General features: G+C 40.3%; 18 protein-coding genes and 3 tRNA genes. 13 read left to right on the top strand and 8 right to left on the bottom strand.

What is annotated here, in order from left to right:
• Nucleotide 1: 1 nt before the first annotated feature.
• The 3 genes from carB to ACLU24_RS10535 all read left to right on the top strand — a co-directional run bounded on the left by carB (nucleotide 2) and on the right by ACLU24_RS10535 (nucleotide 7,329).
• Nucleotides 2–4,051, top strand: coding sequence for a carbamoyl-phosphate synthase large subunit (gene carB, locus ACLU24_RS10545; RefSeq protein WP_412612504.1), 4,050 nt, complete (start codon nucleotides 2–4; stop codon nucleotides 4,049–4,051).
• Nucleotides 4,048–5,658, top strand: coding sequence for a CTP synthase (locus tag ACLU24_RS10540; RefSeq protein WP_412612502.1), 1,611 nt, complete (start codon nucleotides 4,048–4,050; stop codon nucleotides 5,656–5,658). The genes carB and ACLU24_RS10540 overlap by 4 nt, the downstream gene beginning before the upstream one ends.
• A 456-nt stretch (nucleotides 5,659–6,114) precedes the next feature.
• Nucleotides 6,115–7,329 carry an LL-diaminopimelate aminotransferase gene (locus tag ACLU24_RS10535; RefSeq protein WP_412612500.1) on the top strand — a complete coding sequence of 405 codons (1,215 nt, stop codon included), beginning with the start codon at nucleotides 6,115–6,117 and terminating at the stop codon, nucleotides 7,327–7,329.
• A gap of 371 nt (nucleotides 7,330–7,700) precedes the next feature.
• Here the strand turns inward: ACLU24_RS10535 and ACLU24_RS10530 are convergent.
• The 6 genes from ACLU24_RS10530 to ACLU24_RS10505 all read right to left on the bottom strand — a co-directional run bounded on the left by ACLU24_RS10530 (nucleotide 7,701) and on the right by ACLU24_RS10505 (nucleotide 11,546).
• Nucleotides 7,701–7,776: transfer RNA gene (locus tag ACLU24_RS10530), tRNA-Thr, on the bottom strand.
• Nucleotides 7,777–7,781: 5 nt separating this feature from the next.
• A tRNA-Asp gene (locus tag ACLU24_RS10525) sits at nucleotides 7,782–7,858 on the bottom strand.
• Between the two features lie 3 nt (nucleotides 7,859–7,861).
• A tRNA-Trp gene (locus ACLU24_RS10520) sits at nucleotides 7,862–7,937 on the bottom strand.
• A gap of 84 nt (nucleotides 7,938–8,021) precedes the next feature.
• The gene (locus tag ACLU24_RS10515) at nucleotides 8,022–9,362 is read right to left on the bottom strand and encodes an ABC transporter substrate-binding protein (protein WP_412612498.1); all 1,341 of its coding nucleotides are present in this window, start codon (nucleotides 9,360–9,362) and stop codon (nucleotides 8,022–8,024) included.
• Nucleotides 9,363–9,386: 24 nt separating this feature from the next.
• Nucleotides 9,387–10,637 carry an ATP-binding protein gene (locus ACLU24_RS10510; RefSeq protein ID WP_412612497.1) on the bottom strand — a complete coding sequence of 417 codons (1,251 nt, stop codon included), beginning with the start codon at nucleotides 10,635–10,637 and terminating at the stop codon, nucleotides 9,387–9,389.
• 324 nt (nucleotides 10,638–10,961) lie between these two features.
• The gene (locus ACLU24_RS10505) at nucleotides 10,962–11,546 is read right to left on the bottom strand and encodes a hypothetical protein (protein WP_412612495.1); all 585 of its coding nucleotides are present in this window, start codon (nucleotides 11,544–11,546) and stop codon (nucleotides 10,962–10,964) included.
• Between the two features lie 196 nt (nucleotides 11,547–11,742).
• Here ACLU24_RS10505 and spoIIP point away from each other — a divergent pair, with 196 nt between their 5' ends.
• The 3 genes from spoIIP (at nucleotide 11,743) to ACLU24_RS10490 (ending at nucleotide 16,573) form a co-directional block, all read left to right on the top strand.
• Entirely contained in the window at nucleotides 11,743–12,891 is a 1,149-nt protein-coding gene (gene spoIIP, locus ACLU24_RS10500) for a stage II sporulation protein P (protein WP_412612493.1), read from the top strand.
• A gap of 481 nt (nucleotides 12,892–13,372) precedes the next feature.
• Nucleotides 13,373–13,705: a hypothetical protein gene (locus tag ACLU24_RS10495; RefSeq protein WP_412612491.1), complete on the top strand. Its 333-nt coding sequence runs from the start codon at nucleotides 13,373–13,375 to the stop codon at nucleotides 13,703–13,705.
• A gap of 540 nt (nucleotides 13,706–14,245) precedes the next feature.
• Nucleotides 14,246–16,573: a SpoIIE family protein phosphatase gene (locus ACLU24_RS10490; protein ID WP_412612490.1), complete on the top strand. Its 2,328-nt coding sequence runs from the start codon at nucleotides 14,246–14,248 to the stop codon at nucleotides 16,571–16,573.
• A gap of 569 nt (nucleotides 16,574–17,142) precedes the next feature.
• Here the strand turns inward: ACLU24_RS10490 and ACLU24_RS10485 are convergent.
• Nucleotides 17,143–17,427: a DUF2325 domain-containing protein gene (locus ACLU24_RS10485; RefSeq protein ID WP_332018038.1), complete on the bottom strand. Its 285-nt coding sequence runs from the start codon at nucleotides 17,425–17,427 to the stop codon at nucleotides 17,143–17,145.
• A gap of 357 nt (nucleotides 17,428–17,784) precedes the next feature.
• Between ACLU24_RS10485 and ACLU24_RS10480 the strand changes: the two genes are divergently transcribed.
• The gene (locus ACLU24_RS10480) at nucleotides 17,785–18,693 is read left to right on the top strand and encodes an ABC transporter ATP-binding protein (protein ID WP_412612489.1); all 909 of its coding nucleotides are present in this window, start codon (nucleotides 17,785–17,787) and stop codon (nucleotides 18,691–18,693) included.
• Nucleotides 18,694–18,719: 26 nt separating this feature from the next.
• A complete protein-coding gene (locus tag ACLU24_RS10475) occupies nucleotides 18,720–19,544 on the top strand; it encodes an ABC transporter permease (RefSeq protein ID WP_412612488.1) in 825 nt (274 codons plus the stop codon).
• Between the two features lie 404 nt (nucleotides 19,545–19,948).
• Here ACLU24_RS10475 and aguA read toward each other — a convergent pair whose 3' ends face one another.
• Nucleotides 19,949–21,055 carry an agmatine deiminase gene (gene aguA, locus ACLU24_RS10470; RefSeq protein WP_412612487.1) on the bottom strand — a complete coding sequence of 369 codons (1,107 nt, stop codon included), beginning with the start codon at nucleotides 21,053–21,055 and terminating at the stop codon, nucleotides 19,949–19,951.
• 242 nt (nucleotides 21,056–21,297) lie between these two features.
• Here aguA and ACLU24_RS10465 point away from each other — a divergent pair, with 242 nt between their 5' ends.
• The 5 genes from ACLU24_RS10465 to ACLU24_RS10445 all read left to right on the top strand — a co-directional run bounded on the left by ACLU24_RS10465 (nucleotide 21,298) and on the right by ACLU24_RS10445 (nucleotide 26,087).
• Nucleotides 21,298–22,341, top strand: coding sequence for a M15 family metallopeptidase (locus ACLU24_RS10465; protein WP_412612486.1), 1,044 nt, complete (start codon nucleotides 21,298–21,300; stop codon nucleotides 22,339–22,341).
• A gap of 417 nt (nucleotides 22,342–22,758) precedes the next feature.
• Complete coding sequence (rsmD, locus tag ACLU24_RS10460) at nucleotides 22,759–23,304, top strand: 16S rRNA (guanine(966)-N(2))-methyltransferase RsmD (protein WP_412612484.1); 546 nt, start codon at nucleotides 22,759–22,761, stop codon at nucleotides 23,302–23,304.
• Nucleotides 23,305–23,330: 26 nt separating this feature from the next.
• Nucleotides 23,331–23,813 carry a pantetheine-phosphate adenylyltransferase gene (gene coaD / locus ACLU24_RS10455; RefSeq protein WP_412612482.1) on the top strand — a complete coding sequence of 161 codons (483 nt, stop codon included), beginning with the start codon at nucleotides 23,331–23,333 and terminating at the stop codon, nucleotides 23,811–23,813.
• A 5-nt stretch (nucleotides 23,814–23,818) separates the two neighbouring features.
• Complete coding sequence (locus ACLU24_RS10450) at nucleotides 23,819–24,283, top strand: ATPase (RefSeq protein ID WP_412612481.1); 465 nt, start codon at nucleotides 23,819–23,821, stop codon at nucleotides 24,281–24,283.
• A gap of 436 nt (nucleotides 24,284–24,719) precedes the next feature.
• The gene (locus ACLU24_RS10445) at nucleotides 24,720–26,087 is read left to right on the top strand and encodes a transglutaminase domain-containing protein (RefSeq protein ID WP_412612479.1); all 1,368 of its coding nucleotides are present in this window, start codon (nucleotides 24,720–24,722) and stop codon (nucleotides 26,085–26,087) included.
• The last annotated feature ends 8 nt before the right edge of the window (nucleotides 26,088–26,095 follow it).

The raw sequence follows: 26,095 nt of genomic DNA, 5'->3' as shown, positions 1-26,095 counted from the left end.
GATGCCAAAGGATAAAAGTATAAAGAGAGTTATGGTTATTGGCTCGGGTCCTATCGTTATCGGACAGGCTGCCGAATTTGACTATGCAGGTACACAGGCTTGCCGTGCTCTTAAAGAGGAAGGTCTTGAGGTTATCCTCATTAACTCAAACCCGGCTACTATTATGACGGATAAGGCTATGGCTGATAAAATCTATATCGAGCCTCTTACCCTCAAGACAGTAAAGAGAATTATCAAGAAAGAAAAGCCGGACAGCCTTCTTTCCACTCTCGGCGGACAGACAGGTCTTACACTCTCTATGCAGCTTGCAAAAGAGGGCTTCCTTGAGAAAAACGGTGTTAAGCTCCTCGGTGCTAACCCTGTAACTATTGATAAAGCAGAAGACAGACAGATGTTCAAGGATACTATGGAGGAAATCGGTCAGCCGGTTATCCCTTCAACAGTTGTAAACGATGTTGAATCTGCTGTCGACTTCGCAAACGAAATCGGCTACCCTGTTATCATTCGTCCTGCATTTACACTCGGCGGTACAGGCGGCGGTATCGTTAATAACGAGGACGAGCTTCGTGAAATCACTGCAAACGGACTTGAGCTTTCTCCTATTACTCAGGTTCTTGTTGAAAAGTGCATCGCAGGCTGGAAGGAAATCGAATATGAGGTAATGCGTGATAAGAAGGGCAATGTAATTACCGTCTGCTCTATGGAAAACTTCGACCCTGTCGGCGTTCATACAGGCGATAGTATCGTTATCGCTCCAACAGTAACTCTTGCTGATAAGGAGTATCAGATGCTACGTTCAGCAGCTCTTAATATAATTTCTGCTCTTGGCGTAGAGGGTGGCTGTAACTGCCAGTTCGCTCTTAACCCTGAAACCTTTGAATACGCTGTTATTGAGGTTAACCCAAGAGTTTCCCGTTCATCTGCTCTTGCTTCTAAGGCAACAGGTTATCCTATTGCTAAGGTTGCCGCAAAGCTTGCTATCGGCTATACTCTTGATGAAATCAAGAATGCCGTTACAGGTACAACATATGCTTGCTTTGAGCCTGCACTTGACTATGTTGTTGTTAAGTTCCCTAAGTGGCCCTTCGATAAATTTGTTTATGCAAAGCGTACACTCGGCACACAGATGAAGGCAACAGGTGAGGTTATGGCTATCGCTCCTACATTCGAGCAGGCCATTATGAAAGCTGTTCGCGGTGCTGAAATCGGTCACGATACAATGGATAGCCCTAAGTTTGCCGCTCTCACAACAGAAGAACTTAGAGAAAGACTTCATGTCTGCGACGATGAGCGTTCTTTCTGCGTATATGAGGCATTGAAGCGTGGAATTACAGTTGATGAAATCCACGAGATAACTCTCATTGACGAATGGTTCTTATCTAAGCTCCTCAATATTATCGATTGCGAGCGTGAGATGGAGAATGAAAAGGGCGAGATGAGCAGAGAGCTTTATGTAAAGGCTAAGAATCTCGGTTTCCTCGACAGAACTATTGAAAAAATCACAGGCAAAAAGGTTGAAAATCCACTCGTTCCTGTCTATAAGATGGTTGATACCTGTGCCGCTGAATTTAAGGCTGAAACTCCTTACTTCTACTCTACCTTTGACAACGACAACGAGGCAGAGGCATTCATTGAGGAGCAGAACAGCGACAGAAGAACAGTTATCGTTTTCGGTTCAGGCCCTATCAGAATCGGTCAGGGTATCGAATTCGACTATGCTTCAGTTCACTGCGTATGGGCGTTGAAAGAGGCTGGCTTTGATGTTGTTATCGTAAATAACAACCCTGAAACAGTTTCTACTGACTTCGACACAGCAGACAGACTTTATTTCGAGCCACTCACAAATGAAGATGTTATGGGCATTATCAACACAGAAAAGCCATATGGCGTTGTTGTTGCCTTCGGTGGTCAGACAGCTATTAAGCTTACAAAATACCTCAGCGACCACGGCGTAAATATCCTCGGAACATCTGCTGACAGCATTGATATGGCAGAGGACAGAGAACGCTTTGATGAGCTTCTCGAAATGCATCATGTCGCTCGTCCTCAGGGCTATACAGTTATGACAACAGACGAGGCTCTCGATGTTGCAAATAAAATTGGCTATCCTGTACTTATGCGTCCATCATATGTTCTTGGCGGTCAGAATATGATTATTGCCTTTAATGATGACGATATTAAGGAATATATGGCTATCATTCTCGCACAGAATATCGAAAATCCAATCCTCATAGATAAATACCTTATGGGTATCGAACTTGAGATTGACGCTATCTGCGATGGTGAGGATATTCTTATTCCTGGTATTATGGAACATGTTGAGAGAACGGGTATCCACTCAGGTGACTCTATTGCTGTATATCCGGCTTGGAACATCGGCGATGAGATGACTCAAACAATCATTGAAACCTCTAAGAATCTTGCAGTTTCACTCAGAACAAAGGGACTTGTCAATATTCAGTATCTTATCTATCATGATAGACTTTATGTTATCGAGGTTAACCCTCGTTCTTCAAGAACTATCCCATATATCAGTAAGGTTACAGGCGTACCTATGGTAGACCTCGCAACTCGTGCTATGCTCGGCGAAAAGCTTGCAGATATGGGCTGGGGAACAGGTCTTTATAAGAAAGCTCCTTACTTTGCAGTTAAGGTACCTGTATTCTCATTCGAGAAGCTTATAAATGTTGATAACCACTTAGGCCCTGAAATGAAATCCACAGGTGAGGTTCTCGGTGTTGCTAATACACTTGAAGAAGCTCTCTATAAAGGACTTATCGCAGCAGGCTACAAGATGAAAAAGCACGGCGGTGTATTCATCACTGTAAGAAATTCCGACAAGAACGAAGTCGGTCAGCTTGCAAGAAAGTATGCAGACCTCGGATTTACAATCTATGCAACAGTCGGTACTGCAAGGGTTATCAAGGATTACGGCATAGACGCTATTGTTGTTCCTAAAATTCACGATAACGCTAAGGAAAATACTCTCACACTTATCGAGAGCGGTATCATCAACTATGTTATCTCTACATCTTCTAAGGGCAGAATTCCTACAAGAGATAGTGTTAAGATTCGCCGTAAGACAGTTGAAAGAAATATTCCTTGCCTTACTTCTATCGACACTGCAAACGCACTCGCAGAATGCCTAAAGAGTAAGTATTCTGAGGAAAGCACAGAGCTAGTCAACCTCAACGATATGAGAAGTGAAAAGGTTAAGCTCCATTTCACAAAGATGCAAGGCATAGGCAATGACTATATTTATTTCAATACATTTAACCAGAAGATTAACAATCCGGAAGGACTTAGTATAAGACTTTCCGACAGACATTTCGGAATCGGCGGTGACGGCGTTATCCTCATAGGCCCATCTGATGTTGCAGACGCTAAGATGAGTATGTTCAACCTCGATGGCAGTGAGGGTAAGATGTGCGGAAACGGTATCCGTTGCGTTGCAAAGTTCCTCTTTGATAACGGTATGGTTCAGGGCGATACGGCAACAGTTGAAACCCTTAGCGGTATCAAGAAACTCAAAGTATATAAGCAAGATGGCTTAGTCAACAGAGTAAGAGTTGATATGGGCAAGGCAGAGCTTAACCCTAAGAATATCCCTGTTGCTATGGATAAGACCAAGATTATCAATGAGCCAGCCTTTATAGATGGCGTTGAATATAAAATCACCTGCGTTTCTATGGGTAACCCACACTGCGTAGTATTCTGCGATAATATAGACAGCCTTGATATAGATAAGGTAGGCCCTGCATTCGAGAATAGCCCACTCTTCCCAGAGAGAGTAAACGCAGAGTTTGTTAAGGTAGTTGACAGCAACACAATCCGTATGAGAGTATGGGAGCGTGGCAGCGGCGAAACCTGGGCTTGCGGTACAGGTGCTTGTGCGGTTGCAGTTGCAGCGGTTGAGAACGGCTATTGCAAAAAGAATGAGGACATCACTGTTAAGCTAAAGGGTGGCGACCTCGTTATTAAGTATACAGATGACGCAGTTTTCCTCACAGGTAATGCAGAAACAGTATTTGAAGGAGAAGTAGAGCTATGACGACAAAGTATATTTTCGTTACAGGCGGAGTTGTTTCGGGTCTTGGTAAGGGTATAACAGCAGCTTCTCTCGGACGACTTCTCAAGGCAAGAGGACTTAAAATTGCAGCACAGAAGCTCGATCCGTATATAAATGTTGACCCGGGCACAATGAGTCCATATCAGCATGGAGAGGTTTATGTCACAGAGGACGGTGCAGAAACCGACCTCGACCTCGGTCACTATGAGCGCTTTATAGATGAAAACCTCAACAGATTCTCAAATCTTACTACAGGTAAGGTTTACTCAAATGTTCTGGAGAAAGAGCGTAACGGCGAATATCTCGGCGAGACTGTTCAGGTTATTCCTCATGTTACAAACGAAATAAAGGAATTTATCTACGCTGTCGGTAAGCACTCTGACGCTGATGTTGTTATCACAGAAATCGGTGGTACAGTCGGCGATATAGAGAGCCAGCCTTTCCTTGAGGCGATAAGACAGGTTTCTCTCGAGGTTGGTCTTGAGAATAGTTTGTTTATTCACGTTTGCCTTGTACCTTATATAAAGGGTAGCGAGGAGCATAAATCCAAACCGGCACAGCATTCCGCAAAGGAGCTTCGTTCTCTCGGAATCAACCCTGATATTCTCGTTCTCCGTTGCGATGAACCGCTCGAGGAAAGCATTTTCAAGAAGATAGCAATGTTCTGCAATGTTAAGCCGGATTGCGTTATTGAAAATATAACTCTCCCTGTTCTTTATGAAGCACCTATGATGCTTGAAAAGAATAATTTCTCCGATATTGTCTGCCGTGAGCTTGGAATAAATCTTCCGGCCGGCGATATGTCTGAGTGGGAAAAAATGCTCGAAAGAATCAAAAATAGCGCAAAGACTGTCAGAATAGCTCTTGTCGGTAAGTATGTTCAGCTTCACGACGCTTATTTGTCGGTTGCCGAAGCATTAAGACATGCAGGCTATGAGAATAGTGCTGTTGTAGATATTAAGTGGGTTGACGCAGAGCTTGTCACAGAATATACAGTCAATGAACTTCTCGGCGATTGTGACGGCATACTCGTTCCTGGTGGCTTTGGCGACAGAGGCGTTCAGGGCAAAATCAATGCCGCAAAATATGCTCGTGAAAACGATGTTCCATATTTCGGTATTTGTCTTGGTATGCAGACCGCTGTTATAGAGTTTGCTCGCCATAAGCTCGGCTTTAAGCACGCAAATTCAAGCGAGTTTGATAAGGATACAGAATATCCTGTAATCGACCTTATGCCAGACCAACAAGGAAATATTCCGCTCGGCGGAACAATGCGTCTCGGAGCATATCCTTGCAAGGTTCACCCTAATTCAATTATGGAAAGAGCCTACGGCAAGCCGGAGGTTGCAGAGCGACACAGACACCGCTATGAATTCAACAACAAATATCGTGATATATTTGAAGAGAACGGTATGGTCTTCACAGGCACATCTCCTAATGGCTTGCTTGTAGAGGCTGTTGAGATTCCTGCGAATAAATTCTATATCGGTGTTCAGTATCACCCAGAGTTCAAGAGCCGTCCAAACAAGGCTCACCCGATATTCAGAGAGTTCATCAAGGCTTCTTTAGAGAATAGGGAAGCAAAGTAGGGGAGAACTTGTTCGCTTGCTCGGAAGTTTGAAAGCAACATTAGTTAATAAGGGCGGACAAAGTCCGCCCTTTGGGGGCAAAGAGATGTTAAGGGCGTTGCCCTTAAAACCCACCAAAGGCTCCGCCTTTGGAAACTGCAAGCTTTTGAAAAAGCTTGAGCAAAACTTTTGAGTGTCTTAGAGAAGTGCGTTAGCTAAGCGGTAGCTCATTGGGAATTTCCCAGACTGCGTCAATAAACTTCCCTTGGTGGTGGCGGCTCGCCACCGAACTATGTTCGCCCGTTCGGTAGCTCATTGGGAATTTCCTCGACCGCGTCAACTATCTTACCACGCTCACTACGAGCGAGACTTGTCGAGCGATTCCGCGTCTTGTCCTGTGCGGTCACGCACCGCGTCTTGGCGGTGGCGGCTCGCCACCGCCCTTAACAACAAATTATTATAAAGGTGGTTAGTAAAATGCCAAAGTTAAACGAAAATTATCTTAAACTCGAAAAGAATTATCTTTTTATCAATATTGCTAAGAAGATTAACGAGTATATCAAAAATAATCCTGATAAAAAGGATAGAATTATCCGTATGGGTATCGGTGATGTTACCCTGCCTATCGCACCTTGCGTTGTTGAAGCAGTTAAAAAGGGTGCTGACGAAATGGGCGTTAAGGAAACCTTTAAGGGCTATGAGGATAGCGGTACAGGCTACGACTTCCTGAAAGAGGCTGTTGCTGGCTACTACAAGAGCTTTGGCGTTGACATTGCCACTGACGAAATCAGAATAAGCGACGGTGCGAAGTCTGACTGCGGAAACATTGTTGATATTTTTGGCGATGATAATGTTGTGCTTATCACAGACCCGGCATATCCTGTTTATGTAGATTCTAACCTTATGAACGGCAGAAAGGTTATCTATGCTGATTCTACTGAGGAAAACGGCTTCTCCGCTGTTCCGGACCCATCAGTTCACGCTGATATTATCTACCTTTGCTCACCGAATAACCCAACAGGTGCAGCTTTCAAGACAAGCGAACTCAAGGCTTGGATTGATTATGCTATTGCAAACGAAGCTGTTATTATCTACGACGCAGCTTACGAAGCATTCATCACAGAGGACGATGTTCCGAGAAGTATCTTTGCCGTAGAGGGTGCAAGAAAGTGTGCTATTGAGATATGCTCACTCTCTAAAACAGCAGGCTTCACAGGTATGCGTTGCGGATATACAGTTATCCCGAATGAACTTGAGTTCAAGGCTTCTAATGGCGAAGTCGTTAAAATTTCACAGCTTTGGGGCAGACGAGAGGGCAGTAAGTTCAATGGTGTTTCATACCCTGTTCAGTGTGGTGCTGCCGCTGTATTCTCTGAGGAAGGTCAGAAGCAGTGCAAAATTAACCTCGAATACTACAAGGAAAATGCCCGTATCATCGCAGAAACTCTCGATGAACTCGGTATCTGGTATTCAGGCGGTAAGAACTCCCCATATATCTGGCTTCGTTGCCCGAACGACATGAAGTCTTGGGATTTCTTCGATTTGCTCCTTGAGAAGGCTAATGTTGTCGGCACACCAGGTGCAGGCTTTGGTAAGAATGGCGAAGGCTATTTCCGCCTTACATCATTCGGCGACAGAGATAAGACAATAGAGGCTATGGCAAGAGTTAAAGAGCTTATCAAGAGCCTTTAATTAAATAAAAATTATTCCCGGCAGGCTGATATGGTCTGTCGGGATTTTTTTGTCTGTATTCAGCAAAATAGTAAATATTTTCAAAGCAGTCTAAGCCGATAGGGTTGCAGGTGATACCCTCGGAAATATTACAGCTTAAAAAGGCATAAAATAGAATGCTGCTGTTTACGCTCTTTTAGCGTTCAGTAGCCTTTGTTTTTTCGCAATAGTAGACAAATCGACTTTTTTAGGTATAAAAAATCAAGCCCATTTCCGAAGAAAGGCTTGATTAAGTGGTTAAGTTTACTGCTAACATACTCATATTCAGACGCGTGAAGATAACTTAAAACAGAAAATGCCCCGCACGCGTAATGCGTGTCGAGGCACTCGACTGGAGCTGATAGGCAGGCTCGAACTGCCGACCTCATCCTTACCAAGGATGCGCTCTGCCGCCTGAGCTATACCAGCAAAATTGGCGACCCGGATCGGGTTCGAACCGACGACCTCTAGCGTGACAGGCTAGCGTTCTAACCAACTGAACTACCGGGCCAAATGGCAGGGGCAGAAGGACTTGAACCCTCGGCACGCGGTTTTGGAGACCGCTGCTCTACCAACTGAGCTATACCCCTATGTGAGCCGAATATAATATTATCATATTCGGCGTAGTTTGTCAAGAATTTTTTGAGATATTTTATATAATGAAGACTGAGAAATTATCCTGCAGCTTTAGCCTTATCGGAGAACATAAGAGTTAAGGTTTCGTAATCGCAGTCACCGGATTGCTTGAGTTTGTTGGCTTTTTGGAAAGCCTTTACGGACTTTTGAGTGACTTCTCCGTAGTAACCGGACTTTTCTTCTTTGAAGTATCCGAGAACCTCAAGGCGATTTTGAACCTTCTTGATATCGTCCTCAATGTCGCCGAACTCAAAGAACATATCTTTAGTTATTTTTAAGGAAGTATCGGCTTTAACCTTTGTGGTATTAGCTTTGCTTGATTCAGCTTTACTTGATTCGGCCTTGCTTGATTCGGTCTTGCTTGATTCGGTCTTGCTTGATTCAGCCTTGCTTGATTCGGTCTTGCTTGATTCAGCTTTGCTTGATTCGGTCTTGCTTGATTCAGCTTTGCTTGACTCGGCCTTACTCGATTCATCTTTCTTTGTGGGGTCTTCCGGATTGATAGAAACCGAAGGATACATAATTTCAATCATATCCGTAAGAGCTTCTACAAGAGAATTTCCCTGACGAGAAAAAAGCTTTGATGAAAGCTCATAAACCTGTTTATTCTTAACGGCAGAAAAGTCTTTGAAAAGCTCGCTTTTCATAATCTTATCTTTAACGCCTATATCACAGAAGATATATTGCGGATTTGCAAGCTTTAGTGCATTGAAAGCCTCGTCATCAGCAACACCGGCTTTGCAGACATTAACGGCATTGAGATATTCAAAGAGCTTGCCAGAAGGCGTATCGTCCTTGAGTGAAGTGCCTTTTTCGTCATATAGATAGCAAGCAGTTACAAGAACCTTGCTTTCTGGAATGAGTCTTTGTAGGTCGTCCATAGTTACAGAGAGAGTTTCGGCTCTTTCCTCACCGATTTCTCTGCCTGTTGTTTCGCCTGCCATAACCGCACCAACATTTCCGAAAAGGTCGCTGATACCGCTCATACTTGTCGCAGGAACGAAGGTGATTACTGTAAATCCCGATTCGTTCAGCTTAGTAAGCTGTTCCTTTGGCATATCGCTGTCGGCAAATATAACGTCAGGGCTTAGTGCAGAAATCTTTTCGAGGTCGGGTTTTAGCTTAGAGCCGACCGTTTTGACGCCTGAAATTTCTTCCTGAGTACACTCATCAGATCTACCCTCTATCTTCTTGATAAATCCGCAGGAAACGAGAATATCTGCAATAGAATCCGAAAGTACGACAACTCTGTCGGGGGCTTTACTTATTGTAATGTTGGCCAATTTCACAGGATATTCTTCAGAACGGTTTGAATTACAAGCCGCCGCTGAAAGCACCATACCTGCCGCAAGTGCCAGTGCAACAATTTTCTTAAACATTTTACATTTCCTTTCTGAAAAAGGTTAATTGTTTTTAAGCTGTCTTGCCTCTGCTATAGCGACAAATTGCTTTGCACATCTCGGAGAACGACCGCCACGTTCCAAAGCCCACTGTTCAGCCTCGTTTTCAAGGGTTTCTATATCTATTTCAAGACCTTTTTCATTTGCAAGTGAACGAACAATCTCAAGATAGTTTTCTTTATCAGGAACGCTGAAATTAACTGCAAGACCAAATCTATCGGAGAGCGAGAGGGTTTCTTGCATAGTATCATTTCTGTGCATATCGTCGTTGCCTCTGTCAGAATAGGTTTCTTTAATGAGGTGACGGCGGTTAGATGTTGCATAAATGAGAGTATTGTCAGGGCGAGCCGCAAGACCGCCCTCAAGAACAGCCTTGAGCTGTGCATAAGTTTTATCGTCAGTAGAGAACGAAAGGTCATCTATGAAGATGATAAATTTAAGCGGTAGGGCCGCAATTTTGTCTACAAGTATAGGAAAGTCTCCGAGCCTGTCCTTAGGCATTTCTACCATTCTAAGACCGTCCTTATAGAATTCATTGAGGATAGCCTTTACAGTTGAGGACTTGCCTGTTCCTCTGTCGCCATAGAGCAAACAGTTATTGCAGTGTATGCCGTTAAGGAAAGCCTTAGTGTTATCAACAACAAGCCCACGCTGTATCTCGTAGCCCTTGAGTGAGGAAATAGAGATTTTATCAGGGTGTACGACAGGTTCAATACTGCCGTTTCTCCATATAAAGGCTCTGTATCTTGCAAACATACCACAGCCATTTTTTGCATAATAATTTACAAGCCTGTCTACACATTCTCTTAGAGTAGCAAATTCCTCACAAGGCTTACCAGTACCCCATCTTGGCAACGAATGTTCAAAAGAACCAAGCTCATCTCTGTGTTCGTAGCCGAGAAGAATTTGTTCAGGGGTAATTCGGCTAATTTTAATGATAGCGGCAATATCACGCTTAGTTGCGGATAAAGCCTCTGCGGAAAGTTCATTTATGCGGTTATCTGCTGCAAGCATAGAAAAACGGTTCTCGTCAAAGAGAGCGGTTTCTGTTATACAGCCCGCAAAATTGCTGGCGAAACCTCTATCACTAAGAACTTGGAAAAATTCTCCCCAAGCGCCGGCAAATTCGATAGGTTCTTTATCGAGCGAGCAAAGCAGCTTAAAGAAAGCCTTAGGCACAGTGCGGTTTAATATTCCTCTGTATATTGAAAGTGACGACATCAAAAGTGTCGCCTCTCTTGCTAAACTTATCATTATAAATCCTCTCTTTCTATGTTAAGGGCTTTGTCCTTAAAACCCACGAGAGACATTGTCCCTCAACCCTGCAAGCTTTTAATTGTCTTTGAAAAAATAATTTGACTAAACGGCAATTCATTACTAATTTTTTAATCAGCAACAATAAACTTTTCATGCAAGTTTCGAGCGAGACTTGTCGCAGGTAGTTGCCTGATGTGATTTTGCTTCTCGTTCTGTGCGGTTACGCACCGCATCTTGATAGCGGAGGCACTTCGCCACACGCCACTTATGCACTAATTTTACGACATTTTAACATATAAGTCAAGATAAGGTAAAGTCTGCTTATTGCTCAATAACTGTGATTTTCTTTAGTATTCCTGTGTTTGGATAATATTCTATATCAATATAATTGATATGGTGTAGGTATGAAGTATTGCTGACATATGAATTATTTACATCTATTGCATTATTATTTTCAAGATAGCTGAGTGTATTTTTATCAAGTCTGAGAGCCTCTTCTTTATTTTTGTTATCGGCAAAATATATGCTCTTGTTGTTTTCCTTGCCGATTACTGAATAATCGCTCGTTATAACGCTTGTAGTCTTATTCTTGAAATCATTTATATAAGGCATACCTAAGTACCCTTCACCGATAACACAGCCGAGCATAATTATTGTAATAATTGCAAATCCAAAGGATAGAGCTTTTCGTTTTATGCAGCTTATTATAAAGGCAATTACACTTATAATTCCTGTGAGCATTTGCAGAACGAAAGAAATGCTAAGTGCATAGAAATAAATATCGCCAACCATAGGTAACATTATCTTAATAACCAATTGTAAAGCGGTAATCAGCAGAAATATAACAAAGCACCAGACGGATAATTTCATAGCACCGCCAGAATCTTGTTTCTTTGAATTTTTCATAAGAATCTCCCCTTAGCTTTTACTAAATAATACCACATCATAAGATAAAAGACAATAAAAACCGTTCTTTTGCGGAATATATTCCCAAAAATTTCATACGTTTAAAATAAATTTCATATCATACATAAATTTTCTTTTTTCGCAGAATACTTCGGCTATGATATAAGCAGTGGATATATCTTCGAGGAGGAGCAATATGAAGAAAAAACAAATTAAAAGCATTAAAAAATTTATTCCGCATATATCGGCGTCTTTGTTGTCGGTTCTTGCGGTGGTTTGTGTGATATTCAGAGTAATTAGTTCTCCTCCTGACTATAACGAGGCTATGGTTTTTGCAGCTAAACTTTCTTTGCCGACAGGTAATACCTCGATGAGCGATACTGAAGAAACAAGCAAAGTTGAAAATCAAGAGCCAAGCGAAATATCAGAAGATAAAAAACAGGAATCCTCCCAAAAGCCACCTAAAAAAGCAGATGCAGTCCCAGTAAATGCAGAACTTTCAGAGCCTACCGAAGAAGAACTTGCAGAATATGATAAGGCTCACGAGGGCGAAAATAAATATACTGTCTATGAAACGAATATAACGGGCGCAGGGAAGAAGTATGATAATTTTTATGTCAAGAATAATGCCTCTGCGGATATAGATATAGGCGAGGAATTAAGCGAAGAACTTGGCTTTAAAGTCGAAAAAACCGACCAGCCACAAGTTTTGATAGTACATACGCACACAGGAGAAAGCTATCTTAAATACGATACAGGATATTATTATGAAAGCTACTATCCAAGAACAGATGATAATAACGAAAATGTATGTGCGGTTGGTGCGGCTATAACAAAATCTCTCAATAAGCGTGGCATAAAGACCATACACGATACCACAAAGCACGATGAAAGCTATAACGGAGCTTATGATAATAGTATGGAAACCATTCAAAGCTATCTTGAAAAATATCCATCAATAAAGGTGGTTTTGGATATTCATAGAGATGCGTTCAGTACAGATGAGGACGGTGCTATGAAAAAACCGACCTTTACGACTGCTGATGGGCAAAAGGCGGCACAGATAATGATTATGGCGGGTTGCGATGTTGATGGAGTAAGAGACTTTCCGGAATGGCGATATAATCTTCGTTTCGCACTAAGGCTACAGCAGACGGCAGAAACGCTATATCCGGGTATGACCAGACCGCTGAATTTCGGAGATTTCGTATATAATATGAATGCGAATACAGGTTCGTTACTTATAGAAGTCGGCACGGACGGCAATAGCTTAAATGAAGTTAAGCTTGCAGGTAGTTTACTTGGCAACGCTTTAGCAGAGTGCCTTGAAGAAAGTGCGAAATAACTCTCTCTAAGATGTGGTAGAAGAAATTATCAATAAACTGTTGATTAGCTAAAAAACTGCCCAAAAGACACTCAAGGTTCAGTTCGAGAGGTAGTGTCCCTCGTGGATTTTAAGGGCGACACCTTTAACATCTCTTTCTCTTAATGGTGAACTTTGTTTGGCGGAGTGCCTCCGCAATCAAGATGCGTAGTTGCTCGGCAAACCTCGCTCGATACTTTCAAGGGTAGTTAATTGTCGCAGATTAAAAAATTATCAATGAACTGTCATTTAGACAAAAAATTTCTTTAGCTTCAACGGTTGTTCATTGCTAATTTCTTCGATCTCGTCAACAATCTCACCTTGCGAGTGTCGAGGTTTTGCTTGAAAAACTGATTTCGCGTCTTGACAGCAGAGGCACTCCGTCATTTATTTTCCAATAACCCTTTTATATAGCTTGTTTTTGTGGTAAAATTATTCTTAAATAATGTGCGAGGTGAGGATTTTGAAAAGGCTTTCGGCTTTTATCGCAATAATTCTTTCGGTTATGGCTATTGTAGTGCCGAGCTTTGAGGCATTCGCACTATCTGATTATAAAATAGAAAATACTGTCGAGCTTTCTATACCTGATAATATCGGCATAGAAATTCCAAAAACAAATGAAGGCGTTTCTATACTTGGCATAATAATGTGGGCGTTGGTGGCTGTTGTGGTTATGGCGGCTCTGATTGTAATTTTTGCGAATATAAGCGGAGCAAATTCGATAGATAAATCTGTACGCCGAGAACGCTATAAGAAAAAGCCTATGAAAAAAAGCAAGTATTCCAAATATAAATAAAGATGGTTTGCATCTATGATTAGTGAATAGATTTCTCTAAGATAATTAAAAGTTTCGCTCGAGCCTTTTTAAAGGCTCACAGTTTCCAAAGGCGGAGCCTTTGTTGGGTGTTAAGGGCAATGCTCTTAACATTTTTTGCTCATAAGGGAGGACTATGTCCGCCCTTATTTACTAATGTTGTTAACAAAAGAAAATGAATCGGCGGATAAAATCCGCCGATTTTAAGAAAAAATAAATGTTGGGCAAAGCCCAAAGGTGTTTCGCTCTCTGCGGAGAGCGACAAGGGCGTTGCCCTTGACCTACGAGCCTTTGAAAAGGCTCGAGCGAAACTTTTAATTTTCTTAGAGAAGTGCGTTAGCTAAGCGGTAGTTTAGCCCTTTGCGTGGATAAACTTCTTATGCTTATTACAAGCAAAACTTTTATTTTTAATGATTTTGGGAAATTACCAATTTTTGACAATTATTTTATTTCCCGTGCGTTACAATATCAATCATAAAGACTGTTTAATTGAAAAGGACTGATATTGTGAGAGAATTGGTAATGAGAATAAGAGGTGGCTGTGGACAAGCTTTCGGGAATATTGCTTCTCGTGGAGCATTTGTTCAGATGGTTTATTTTATTTCAGGATTTATAGCTGCTCGTGCGGCTGTTTTTGGCTCGTATGCTCCATTCGGCATATCTATTATGGCGGCAGCACCATTCAAAAATATGCTTGCAAGCGTGTTGGGAGCGTCTATTGGCTACTGTACTATAAGCGGTACAGGAAATACTATCCGCTATGTTACGGCTATGATTGCACTTGCGGCAATAAGATGGACTCTCAATGACATTGCAAGAATCCGTAAAAGCAAGCTGTTTGCACCGATAATAACACTTATGGCTCTCATAGCAACGGGCTTGGCTATGATGAGCGTCAGCGGATTTTCGGGCAGAAGTATGGTGCTTTATATGATAGAAGCGGTACTTGGTTCAGCGGGAGCATATTTTCTTTCAAGGACTATAACAATATCCTATGGTACAAAAAGTCTTGGAATGTTATCTATACCAGAAATTTCTTGTCTTGTGCTTTCACTCTGTATAATGATACTGTCGTTTTCAAGTATAACGATAGGTTCGCTTTCTATCGGAAGAATTTTATCAGTAGTTGCCATACTCTTCTGTGCGAGGTATGGCAGTATTTCGGGAGGTGCTATTGCAGGAATTTCAGCAGGAATAGTAATGAGCCTTTCAAGCTCGGAAATGAGTTTTCTTGCGGGTTCATACGCTTTTGGCGGACTTATGGCAGGTATGTTTTCAACAGCGGGCAGACTTGCCTCAGCCATAGCGTTTATACTATGCAACGGCATAATTTCTATGCAGACAGGAAATTTAACACTTGTAATACTTGGACTTTACGAAGTATTAGCGGCAAGCTTGATATTTATAATTTTGCCAAAGGATACGGGAAGATTTCTCGGTGCGATATTTATGGAAAAGGATAGCGATACACGCTGTGAAGGTTTGCGAAGGTCCGTTATTATGCGTTTAGACTTTGCATCTAAAGCACTTTCTGATGTTTCAAGCGATGTTGAAGATGTCGCACAAAAGCTTGCGGAGGTAGTTTCGCCGGATATGAGCGGAGTTTATAAGAAAGCCGTTTCTGAAACCTGTAAACGCTGTGGACTTAAAACCTATTGTTGGGAGAGGGAACACGGTGCAACGATTGCAAGCTTTGATTGTCTTGATGAAGTTTTACGAAAAAATGGAGAAGTAACAGAGGACGATTTTCGACAAGATTTCCGCAAACGCTGTTGCAAGATACATGAAATGGCTAATGCCGTCAACCGCAATTACGATAATTATATTACCTACGAGGCGGCTCAACGCAGAGTTGATGAGGTTCGTGCGGTTGTTGCGGGACAGTTTTGCGGTTTAGGCGAAATTCTCGGAGAAATGGCTGAAGAATACGAAAGCTACGAAAGATTTGATACAGACGCCGCACACAGAATAAGCGTTATGATGAAGGACGAGGGCTATGTTCCTATGGATATAAGCTGTCGTATAGATAGACTTGGCAGAATGAGCGTTGAGATTGAAACCGCCGATACGGAAAGAAGTGTGCTGAAAAGGTCCGTTCTGACAAGAGAGGTTTCTAAGCTTTGCGGAAGAAGATTTGAAAATCCGGCTGTTACTATGGTTAACGGCAGATGTAGGATAGTTTTCAGCGAAAGACCTGTCTATGATGTTGATATTGCAACGGCTCAACATATTTGTGGAAACGGCAGGCTTTGCGGTGACCATTTCAAGTATTTCTGCGACGGTATGGGCAGAATGGTAGCTGTGATAAGTGACGGTATGGGAACAGGCGGCAGAGCGGCTGTTGATGGAAGTATGGCGTCAAGTATAATTGCAAAGTTAATTAAAGCGGGTTTAGGCTTTGATTGTGCTTTAAAGGTTGTAAATTCTGCATTGATGGTTAAATCGGGTGATGAATCACTTGCCACCCTTGATGTGCTTTCCTTTGATATGTTTACAGGCGGGATTGAGCTTATGAAAGCCGGAGCGCCTATGACCTTTATCAGAAAGGGTGGAAAGGTTTTCTCTATAGAATCACCGTCACTGCCCGTAGGAATCTTGCCGAATGTTGAATTTTCGTATAGTACAGAGGCTTTACTGCCTGGAGATATAGTAGTTATGCTTTCTGATGGTGCGGTTGCTACGGGAGAAGATTGGATAGCAAATATTATTCGTAATTGGAATAAAAGTTCGCAAGAGTTGGCGAATTTGATTACGGATGAGGCAACGGCGAGGAGAAGTGACGGGCACGATGATGATATAACGGTTTTGACGATGATAGTGCAGTCTGCGAATGGTGAAGAAGATGAATAAGCGGCGAGCCGCCGCCGTCAAGACGCGTAATCGCTCGACAAGTCTAGCTCGACACTTATAAGAGAAGTTTGTTGACGCGGTCGAAGAAACTACCGCGTAGCTAACAAACTACCCTTAGACAATTAAAAGTTTTGCTCAAGCTTTTTCAAAAGCTTACGGATTCCAAAGGCGGAGCCTTTGGTGGGTTTTAAGGGCAACGCCCTTAACATCTCTTGCCCCTAAAGGGCGGACAAAGTCCGCCCTTATTGACTAATGTTGCTAATGAGAGAAAATTAAGCGGTGGACGAAGTCCACCGCTTAAGGAGCAAAGAATGTTGGGCAAAGCCCAAAGGTGTTTCGCTCTCTGCGGAGAGCGACCAAAGGCTCTGCCTTTGGAAACTGCAAGCCTTTGAAAAGGCTTGACCTAAACTTTGAGTGTCTTAGATAAGTGCATCAGCTAAGCGGTAGTTCACTTGGAATTACTTCCACCACATCAATAAGTTTTCCTTACACAGACCGAGCGAAACTTTTAATTTTTGTTCAACTCACGAAAAAGGCTGAGAACCAATGAAAGTTCCCAGCCTTTTGTTTTAAGCACCAATCTGTTCAGAGAGGATTTTGTTAAGAGCGGTAGCACTGCTTGAATGACAGCGACAGACAGGTATATTACTGCGTTTCGCCTCGCCTAAGGCACTGATTACCATTTTGTGAGAAACGGTGTTTGTAAAAAGAATTAGTAGGTCGGGATTTCCCATTTTTTTATCTAAAGCACCTCGTTCTTTAACGAATATTTTCGCTTTGCAACCGTAATTCTTGCATATATCTTCATACTGACAAACCATTCTTTCGTTTCCGCCAACGATAACAATACTCATTTTGCATCACCTTTCTTTGAATAAATCGAGTGTATGTGCGGTTATAAAAAATATATAAAAAACTCCCCTTGTTAGTTAAAACTAACCACTTACTAATTAAATAGACGCTTCTACAAAGAAGCCCCTTGAATAATAAAATATATCAAGTTAGTTAGTTTTAACTAATGCAACCATATGATACCATTACTTTCTTAATATGTCAAGTATTATGTTAGAATATTCTTATTGATAATTCCTATATTTCCTATATAAATCAAATATAAATTCAAAATATTATAAATTTTTCTTGACAATAAATTGTAAAATAGTTATACTTGTATTATCACGATGATACAAAATAACTTCAAGGAGGAAACTATGGAATACGCATTAAGAACTTTTGAGCTCACAAAAAAATATGGCGAAAAATTAGCAGTAAATAATGTTAATATGAATATCCGAAAAGGCGAAGTATATGGTTTTGTCGGAAAAAATGGTGCAGGTAAGACAACTCTTATCCGCCTTGTACTTGGTCTTGCAAATCCAACATCAGGTAGTTTTGAATTTTTCGGAGGAATGGATAGCTATAAAGCTCGTGCCAAAATCGGCAATCTTATCGAAAGCCCAGCAATATATCCGAATATGACAGGCAAGCAGAACCTCACTATATTCTGTAAAATGCTTGGCATAAATGAGGATTTAATTCCTGAACTTCTTAACCTTGTCGGACTTAGTGATGTTGGTAAGAAAAAAGCAAGAGATTATTCTCTCGGTATGAAGCAAAGACTTGGTATAGCAATCGCCCTCATAGGCGACCCGGAATTTCTCATACTCGATGAACCTATCAACGGTCTTGACCCGTCAGGAATTATCGAGGTTCGTGACCTCATCATCAAACTAAATAAGGAACTTGGAAAAACTGTCCTTATTTCAAGCCACATTTTAGGAGAGCTTAGCAAACTTTCTACTTGCTATGGCATTATCAGTAACGGTAAGCTTGTAGAGGAACTTACCCACGAGGAGCTTATAAGCAGATGTACAGCAACTACTGTTATCAAAACAAATAATCCTGAAAAGGCAAAGCAGATTATTTCAAATCTTCTTGCGGATAAATACGAAAAGGTTCCAGAACTTTCCATAAATAATAACAATGAAGTTGTTATTGGTTCAGCTATTGATGATACGGGTTCAATCACAAAGGCTCTATTTACAAATGATGTAGTCGTAGAATCTCTGACCACAGCTGGCAGTGATTTTGAAAATTACTTCGTTGAGAGAATGGGTTGATAGTTTTTAAGAAAGGCGGTATAATAATGCAAAATCTATTAAAATCAGATTTTTACAAGCTTTTCCGAATGAAAAGTTTTTATGTATGTTGTATAATTTCCGCTGCAATAGCAGCAATAGCAATGTTTATTAGTTCACAATTAAATCAAATGATGGAAGACATCAGTAATTCGGTAATGACAATAGAAAATGTTTTACCAACTATGTTATCTCCAGCATCGACTGATTATTTTATACTTATAATAATCGGTGTCTGTCTTTTCATTACAATAGAGTATAACGCAGGAACTCTTAAAAATATTGCCGCCAGAGGTTTTAAGAGAGAATACATATTCTTATCAAAGCTTATTGTTTGCATAGTAGAGGCTTTGATAATTACACTTTGCTTTGCAGTAAGCTGTGTTATTTTCGGTTTGATTTTTCTTGGAACTCCAGCAGGCGGTTTTGGTGATGGATACTTTGCAGAACTTTTCACTACATATGGGGTAGATATTCTTATACTTATAGGTTATGTATCACTTATAGCTATGATTGCCTACTTAATTCGTACAAACGGTGGTACTATTGCAATAACACTTTGTGTACATTATCTTATTCCAATAATTATTAATATGTTTAATGTTTTAACTATTATGAATGATGCTTCTGATTCAGATTTAGAAAAAGTGGTGTCATATAATAATAATCAATATGGGCAAATTGCTTATTATTGGATAGGAACATTAGGCGGAACAGTTTCCGAAAGCTATCATAATGGAACGATATATATACCGATATTGGTAGCTCTTGCATATATAGCTGTAAGCATTATAATAGGTATGTCAGTATTCAAAAAGAGAGATATTAAGTAATATCAGAGATATAAAAAATCCCGCAACTTATATTGGTTGCGGGATTTTTGCTGTTATTTATGGATTTTGTTGCTAACGAAAGAATTAAGCGGTGGACTATGTCCACAGCTTAAGAAGAAATAGATGTTATTGCTCTAACACTCACCAAAGGTTACGCCTTAGGTGACTACCTTTGGAAACTGAAAACCTTTGAAAAGGCTCGAGCAAAACTTTATAATTGCCTTAGAGAAATCTGTTCGCTAAGCGGTAGCTCATTGCTAATTTCTTAATCCGTGTCAATAAATTACCCTTGCAAATGTCGAGAAATTACGCATCTTGTCCTGTGTGCTCACGCACCGCATCTGGGTAGCGGCGGCTCGCCGCCTTAAGTAAAATTTTTGATTGTCTTAGGGGAGAATTGTCGTTTATTTTATGAAAGGCATACCAAGAGGTATTTGTTGTGTCAGACAATGAAAATTACCGCCGCCAATAAGAATATCTCTCGCATAAATACCAATAATCTCTCTTGTCGGGAATAGTGATGTAAGAATATCCCGTGCGATTTTATCATTTTTATCATTAAAAAATGGCATAACGATTGCAGCGTTTGAGATATAGAAATTGACATAAGATGCGGCAAGTCGTTCGTTTGGTGTTCTCGTCGGAAGACCGTCCATTGTATCAAGACCTTCACATTCGTTTTTGGTAATAAATATAGGTTTAGGTAAAGGGAGCTTGTGGATAGTGAATTTTTTGCCATCAGAGGTTGTTGAATTTTCAAGGACTTTCAGACAGGCTGAAGAAAGCTCATATTGCGGGTCGTTTTCGTCATCAGTCCATGCAAGAACGATGTCTGTTTCAGAGGTAAAGGCACAGATATTATCAATATGACCGTTAGTTTCGTCATTGTATATTCCGTATGGTAGCCAGATGACCTTTTCTGCACCGAGAGTATCTTTGAGCTTTTTCTCAATTTCAGCTTTTGTCATATGGGAGTTTCTGCCCTCACTCAAAAGACATTCCTCAGTTGTAAGTATAGTGCCTGCACCATTTGAATGAATAGAACCTCCTTCAAGAATAAAATCTCTCTCATCATATATATCAACATCGTAGAGGTCGCAAAGTTTTCTTGCAAGCTGGCGGTCACGCTCCCAAGGAAAATAAAGGCCGTCAGTAAGACCGCCCCAAGCGTTGAAATTCCAATCTATTCCACGAATGATTTTGCCGTTGGTTACGAAAGTAGGGGCAGTATCTCTTGCCCAGGAATCATCTGTTGAAAGTTCCACAACACGAATATTTTCCGCAAGCATAGCACGAGCATTGTTATATTGAGCCTCAGATGTGAGAACGGTCAACTTTTCTGACCTTGCTATAATTTCAGCAGCCTTTATAAAAGCCTTTCGTGCCGAATATCCGCCATATTGCCACGAATCGCCACGCTCAGGCCAAATCATTATACAGCCGTAGTGTGGAGCAAATTCAGCAGGCATATAGAATCCATCATTTTTCGGAATTGACTTTATTGTTTTCATAGCAATCTCCCTACAAAAATGTTATTATATATTTATTATATCAAATTCAGATATTACAATCAAGCATTGCAATTTATGATACTCGACAAATATTAGGGATTATGTTATACTGTGTATTATTAAATTAAATCTGACGATTTTAATAATATTATTGTTATTTATCTATTAAGTAAAATATACTTTGAAAATCAGGCTATAATATTTCTAAGGACATAAAATAAATTTGGAAAAGAGATGCTATCTTGGAAAAGAAATTTTTTGATAAAGAGAGTAAGGAACAGTTTAAGGTAATGCTTTTTCTGCTAATAATAATCTGTGTATTATTTACGCTTTGCTATCTTCTTAGCTCAAATTCTAATAATAAAGCAACAAATTCTTCTGCAAATACCTCATCAGAAACCACTTCTGTTGTTTCTAGTAAAAGCAATGTTGAAAGCAAAACTCCAAGTAAAGCTGAATCTTCTAAGCCTAATGTTCAGCCGGCACCAAGGCTTGATGGCACGCAGCAAGCTATAAAACTAAATAACAGTGATGTTCATAAAGGTAGCTTGATACTCGTCAATAAGGATAATCCTTCATATGTTGACGGCGAGGAGGCGGTTTCACTCTATGACTATAAAACAAACACATATACTGTTGCTGATACGAATGTTATGATAAATAAGTCTATTGTTGATGCAACAAATAAGATGTTTGATGATTTTTATAGTATTTATGGTGAAAGCGACCTTTATATAGCTTGTGCATACAGAAGTTATGCTACTCAGAAGGGGCTTTATCAAGATGAACTCAATAGTGACCCGGAGGCGGGTGTAAATCTTGTTGCACCTCCGGGATATAGTGACCATCAGACAGGCTATGTTTTTGATATAGACCACTATAATGCTACGGATAAGAGTGGTATTGCTTTTGACGGAACAGGCAATGATGAATGGTTCTTGAATAATTGTGCAAATTATGGCTTTATAGTGCGTTATCCTGAAGATAAAGTAGATGTAACAGGATATTACTATGAACCTTGGCATTATCGTTATGTTGGTATACCTCATGCAATATATATGAAGCAGAATAATCTTTGCCTTGAGGAATATCTTGATAAGATTAAGAGTAATACAAAGGATAATCCATTAACGGTAAGTGCAGAAGATGGCACAACATGGAGTATGTGGTATGAGAAAGCATATGAAGATGGAGATATAACTCAGATAGCTATTCCAAAGGATTGTGATTATGAGGTTTCGGGAAATAATGTAGATGGTTTCATCATAACTGTTAAGTCTAAATAATAAGTTAAGATAATTAAAAGTTTTGCTTAAGACGGCGGGCCGCCGTTCCCAAGATGCGGTGCGTGACTGCCCAGGACAAGACGCGTAATCGCTCGATAAGTCTCTTTCGACATTCTCAATCGGCTTATATTGCTGCGGAGAAAGTAATTACCGATTAACTACCGTTTAGATAATTTTGTCTTTCCCAAGACAATTAAAAGTTTCGTGCGAGCCTTTCAAAGGCTCGCAGTGTTGAGGGATAACGTCACTCGTGGGTTTTAAGTGCAAAGCTCTTGACATCAAAAACGAAAAAATTCGATTAAATTGGTAAACCGTACTAAATAATTAGTGCATAATTTGTCAGTATGTGCTATAATATGTTTGTTATAGCATTTATAAAATTATTTTTTAGAAAATAAGTAAAGGAAGTGAAACCGAATGAGAGTTATTACAGGTAAGGCGGGCGGAAGGAAGCTCGAAACGCTTAGTGGCAACGATGTCAGACCTACTACAGATATGGTTAAGGAGGCTGTTTTCTCAATTATTCAGTTTGAACTTGAGGGCAGAGTATTTCTTGATTTATTTGCAGGCTCAGGACAAATGGGTATAGAGGCTCTTAGCAGAGGAGCGAAGAAAGCTATACTGGTCGATTCCTCAAAGAGTTCACTTGCTGTTATAAACCGTAACCTCGAAACAACCGGGCTTTCTGAAAATGCCGAGGTTAAGTCATCTGATTCGATTTCATATTTAAAGGGCTGTGACGAGAAATTTGATATTGCTTTTCTTGACCCGCCTTATAGAAAGGGTTTGCTTGAGAAAGCCCTCGATATTTTGCCTATATTTATGAATAGAACAGGAAAAATAATCTGCGAACACCCAAGAGATGAAGAACTTCCAAATCAGATTGGGGAGTTTGTTATGAAAAAACAATATCGTTATGGCAAGATTATGCTAACAGCTTATGTTCACGAAAGTATGTTATAATAAACATTCAGAGGGTGGTCGGATAGATGAAAACAGTTATTTGTTCAGGTAGCTTTGACCCTGTTACCGTAGGACATATTGATATTATTACAAGAGCTTCAAAGATGTTTGATAAAATTATCGTAGCAGTTTTACATAATATGAATAAAAAAGCTTGCTTTACAGCAGAAGAAAGAGTAAGGCTTTTAGAAAAAGCAACAGCAGACTTACCGAATGTTGAGGTTACAAGTTTTGATGGCTTGCTTGCAGATTTTGCGGCACAGAAAAATGCAACTGCAATAGTCAGAGGACTTCGTGCTTTGTCTGATTTTGAATATGAATTTCAGATGGCGCTTACAAATAAAAAGCTTAATCCTGAGCTTGAAACAATCTTTCTTACCACAAGGTCAGAGAATATGTTCCTAAGCTCAAGTATAGTAAAACAAGTGGCACAGCTCGGCGGAGATATATCGTCATTTGTCCCCGAATGTGTTCACGATGAAATTATAGAAAGGTTGAGAAAGGATTAGTCGTTATGAATAATATTAGTGTAGAAACAATGATAAATGACCTCTATGAGATGATAGATGCTTCGGCGAAGCTGCCGCTCAGTAAAGATAAGGCAATAGTAAGTGTGACCGGCTTTAAGGATATACTTGATGAGATTAAGGCTAATCTTCCGCAAGAAATCCGTCAGGCAAGAGGAATAGTTGCCGATAGGAATAGAATCATAAGTCAGGCAAATCAAGAGGCGGAGGCTATAATTCATTCTGCTGAAGATAGAGCGAGAAAGATGGTAGCCAAGAGCGAGATAGTCCGACAAGCACAGCACCGTTCAAGCGAGATGATAAGCGATGCAAAAATGAAATCAGGCGAAATGAGAAAAGCTGCGGCGGAATACATAGATGATATTATGAAGCAAGCCGATGACGATATGAGTAAGACGCTTGCAGAACTTAAAAAAGCAAGACAGAATATAAAGGCATCGCAGAGAAAGTAAAAACTTTAAAACAAATAAAAGTTTTTAATTTTTTTCAAGGATAGTTGCCTATGGCAGAGTATTTGTTTACTTTTCGCAGATAGCTAAATCCTACCCTTGATATTACCTATAATTTCTAAGAGCTGAGCGGCGTTTTCATCAGTGAAATTCGCCGCTTATTTAATCAATATGAGTTTGATAGACAATTAAAAGTTTTGTTCAAGCTTTTTCAAAAGCTTACAGTTTCCAAAGGTAGTTGTAGTTACCTACGGCAGAGCCTTTGGGCGATCTTCGCATGGAACGAAACACTTTATGCTTCACAAAGCGCAGGAGGGTAGAAAAACATCTCTGTGGAATATTTTTTGTAGAGAACCCTCACAGGGGGTTCCCTGACAGAGTGCCTCCGCAGTCAAAATGTGTTTCACTTTGTTATTAAATTATTTATGGAGGATAGCAGATGAAAAAAACCGCTTCAAGAATTGTATATGTTCTGTTTTTTATTGTTTTAACGGCAGTTTTCACCTGCTGTACAATCTATTTTCTAAATCTTGGCAGATCTACTATTATAGATAATAATTTTGCAAATCCTGATACTATAAACGCCGTGAATATAGATGGTGACGATACGGGACTTTCTTATCGCCAAATAACATTAGAAGATTTTTCTCAATCTCCATATTATCAACCGATTAAAACAACAAAAGGCAGAGAATCATTGAATTCAGATTCAGAAAAGAAACTTTATGACCTGATTTCTAAAAGCGTTACGGTCATAAGCGAAACTAAGGATGAGAACGACCACTATCGTACCGAGAGAGTTAATATCAAAGGTGTGCATATGTCAGAAAGTGAAATTCGCCGTTCAATTAATGCCTTTGTTTTTGATAATCCTCAGATATTCTGGCTTGATAATCTTTTTGGCTATGCCTATGTTGGCGAGGATACTATGGCGGAATTTTATTCTGTAATATCTGCCGATGAGTGTGAGAAAAAGTATGGTGTGCTTAATAGTGCCATAAATAGGGTTATGGCATCTCTTGAGGACGGAATGAGCGAATTTGAGAGAGAAAAGTTTATGCACGATTTCGTAATAAATAACTGTATATATAAAGGTACGGTTGCGAGTCTTAGCGATGGTTGGGAATATTTTTCTTCATATGGTTCTATTGTTAAAGGTGAGGCTGTCTGTGAGGGTTATGCGAAATCTATGCAGCTTTTATTAAATCTCAGCGGCATAGAATGTATGACCATTCGTGGCGATAGTGAGGGCGTAGGTCATATGTGGAATGTTGTTAAAATAGATGATAAATGGTATCATCTTGATTCTACATGGGACGATACAACCAATGGTGCAATTTATGATTTCTTTAATGTTGATGACGAGATGATAAAAACAAGCCATACTATAAGCCCGATTGTTGATGAGGTAAGTCTTGACCAAAGTAAAGAAAATGACTTGAGATACAATTTCTTTATTCCGAAATGTACATCGACACAGGCTGGGTATTATTCAAAAAATGCGGCGGTAATTACAACATTTGACGAGGAAACTAATAATAAGGTTATTTCAGCTTTGATAAGTGCCGCAAACAGTAAGGAAAAGTATCTTCCGATAATGTTTGGCAAGGAAATGCAATATGAGGAGTATATAAATACTCTGTTCTTTAATCAGCCATATAAGTTTTATTCCTATGTTAATTCGGCAAACGAACAGCTTGACGATGAGCATAAAATCGACAGAGATGGACTTTCCATTGTAAAGAACGAAAACGCATCACTTGTAAGAGTCGTTTTAGCTTATACCAGCGATAGCGAAGAATCTTAGAGAGAGGG

This window comes from Pseudoruminococcus sp. (assembly GCF_047012705.1).
GTDB lineage: Bacteria > Bacillota > Clostridia > Oscillospirales > Acutalibacteraceae > Pseudoruminococcus.
Note: the sequence above shows the minus strand (reverse complement) of the source record. Positions and strands in the feature narration are given on the sequence as shown.

Bases quoted from the DNA above. Each gene is read 5' to 3' on its own strand.
- spoIIP (WP_412612493.1), top strand. From the start codon at position 11,743: ATGAAGAAAAAACAAATTAAAAGCATTAAAAAATTTATTCCGCATATA.
- aguA (WP_412612487.1), bottom strand. From the start codon at position 21,055: ATGAAAACAATAAAGTCAATTCCGAAAAATGATGGATTCTATATGCCT.
- carB (WP_412612504.1), top strand. From the start codon at position 2: ATGCCAAAGGATAAAAGTATAAAGAGAGTTATGGTTATTGGCTCGGGT.
- ACLU24_RS10475 (WP_412612488.1), top strand. From the start codon at position 18,720: ATGCAAAATCTATTAAAATCAGATTTTTACAAGCTTTTCCGAATGAAA.
- ACLU24_RS10485 (WP_332018038.1), bottom strand. From the start codon at position 17,427: ATGAGTATTGTTATCGTTGGCGGAAACGAAAGAATGGTTTGTCAGTAT.
- rsmD (WP_412612484.1), top strand. From the start codon at position 22,759: ATGAGAGTTATTACAGGTAAGGCGGGCGGAAGGAAGCTCGAAACGCTT.
- ACLU24_RS10445 (WP_412612479.1), top strand. From the start codon at position 24,720: ATGAAAAAAACCGCTTCAAGAATTGTATATGTTCTGTTTTTTATTGTT.
- ACLU24_RS10480 (WP_412612489.1), top strand. From the start codon at position 17,785: ATGGAATACGCATTAAGAACTTTTGAGCTCACAAAAAAATATGGCGAA.
- coaD (WP_412612482.1), top strand. From the start codon at position 23,331: ATGAAAACAGTTATTTGTTCAGGTAGCTTTGACCCTGTTACCGTAGGA.
- ACLU24_RS10510 (WP_412612497.1), bottom strand. From the start codon at position 10,637: ATGATAAGTTTAGCAAGAGAGGCGACACTTTTGATGTCGTCACTTTCA.
- ACLU24_RS10535 (WP_412612500.1), top strand. From the start codon at position 6,115: ATGCCAAAGTTAAACGAAAATTATCTTAAACTCGAAAAGAATTATCTT.
- ACLU24_RS10450 (WP_412612481.1), top strand. From the start codon at position 23,819: ATGAATAATATTAGTGTAGAAACAATGATAAATGACCTCTATGAGATG.
- ACLU24_RS10515 (WP_412612498.1), bottom strand. From the start codon at position 9,362: ATGTTTAAGAAAATTGTTGCACTGGCACTTGCGGCAGGTATGGTGCTT.
- ACLU24_RS10505 (WP_412612495.1), bottom strand. From the start codon at position 11,546: ATGAAAAATTCAAAGAAACAAGATTCTGGCGGTGCTATGAAATTATCC.
- ACLU24_RS10490 (WP_412612490.1), top strand. From the start codon at position 14,246: ATGAGAATAAGAGGTGGCTGTGGACAAGCTTTCGGGAATATTGCTTCT.
- ACLU24_RS10540 (WP_412612502.1), top strand. From the start codon at position 4,048: ATGACGACAAAGTATATTTTCGTTACAGGCGGAGTTGTTTCGGGTCTT.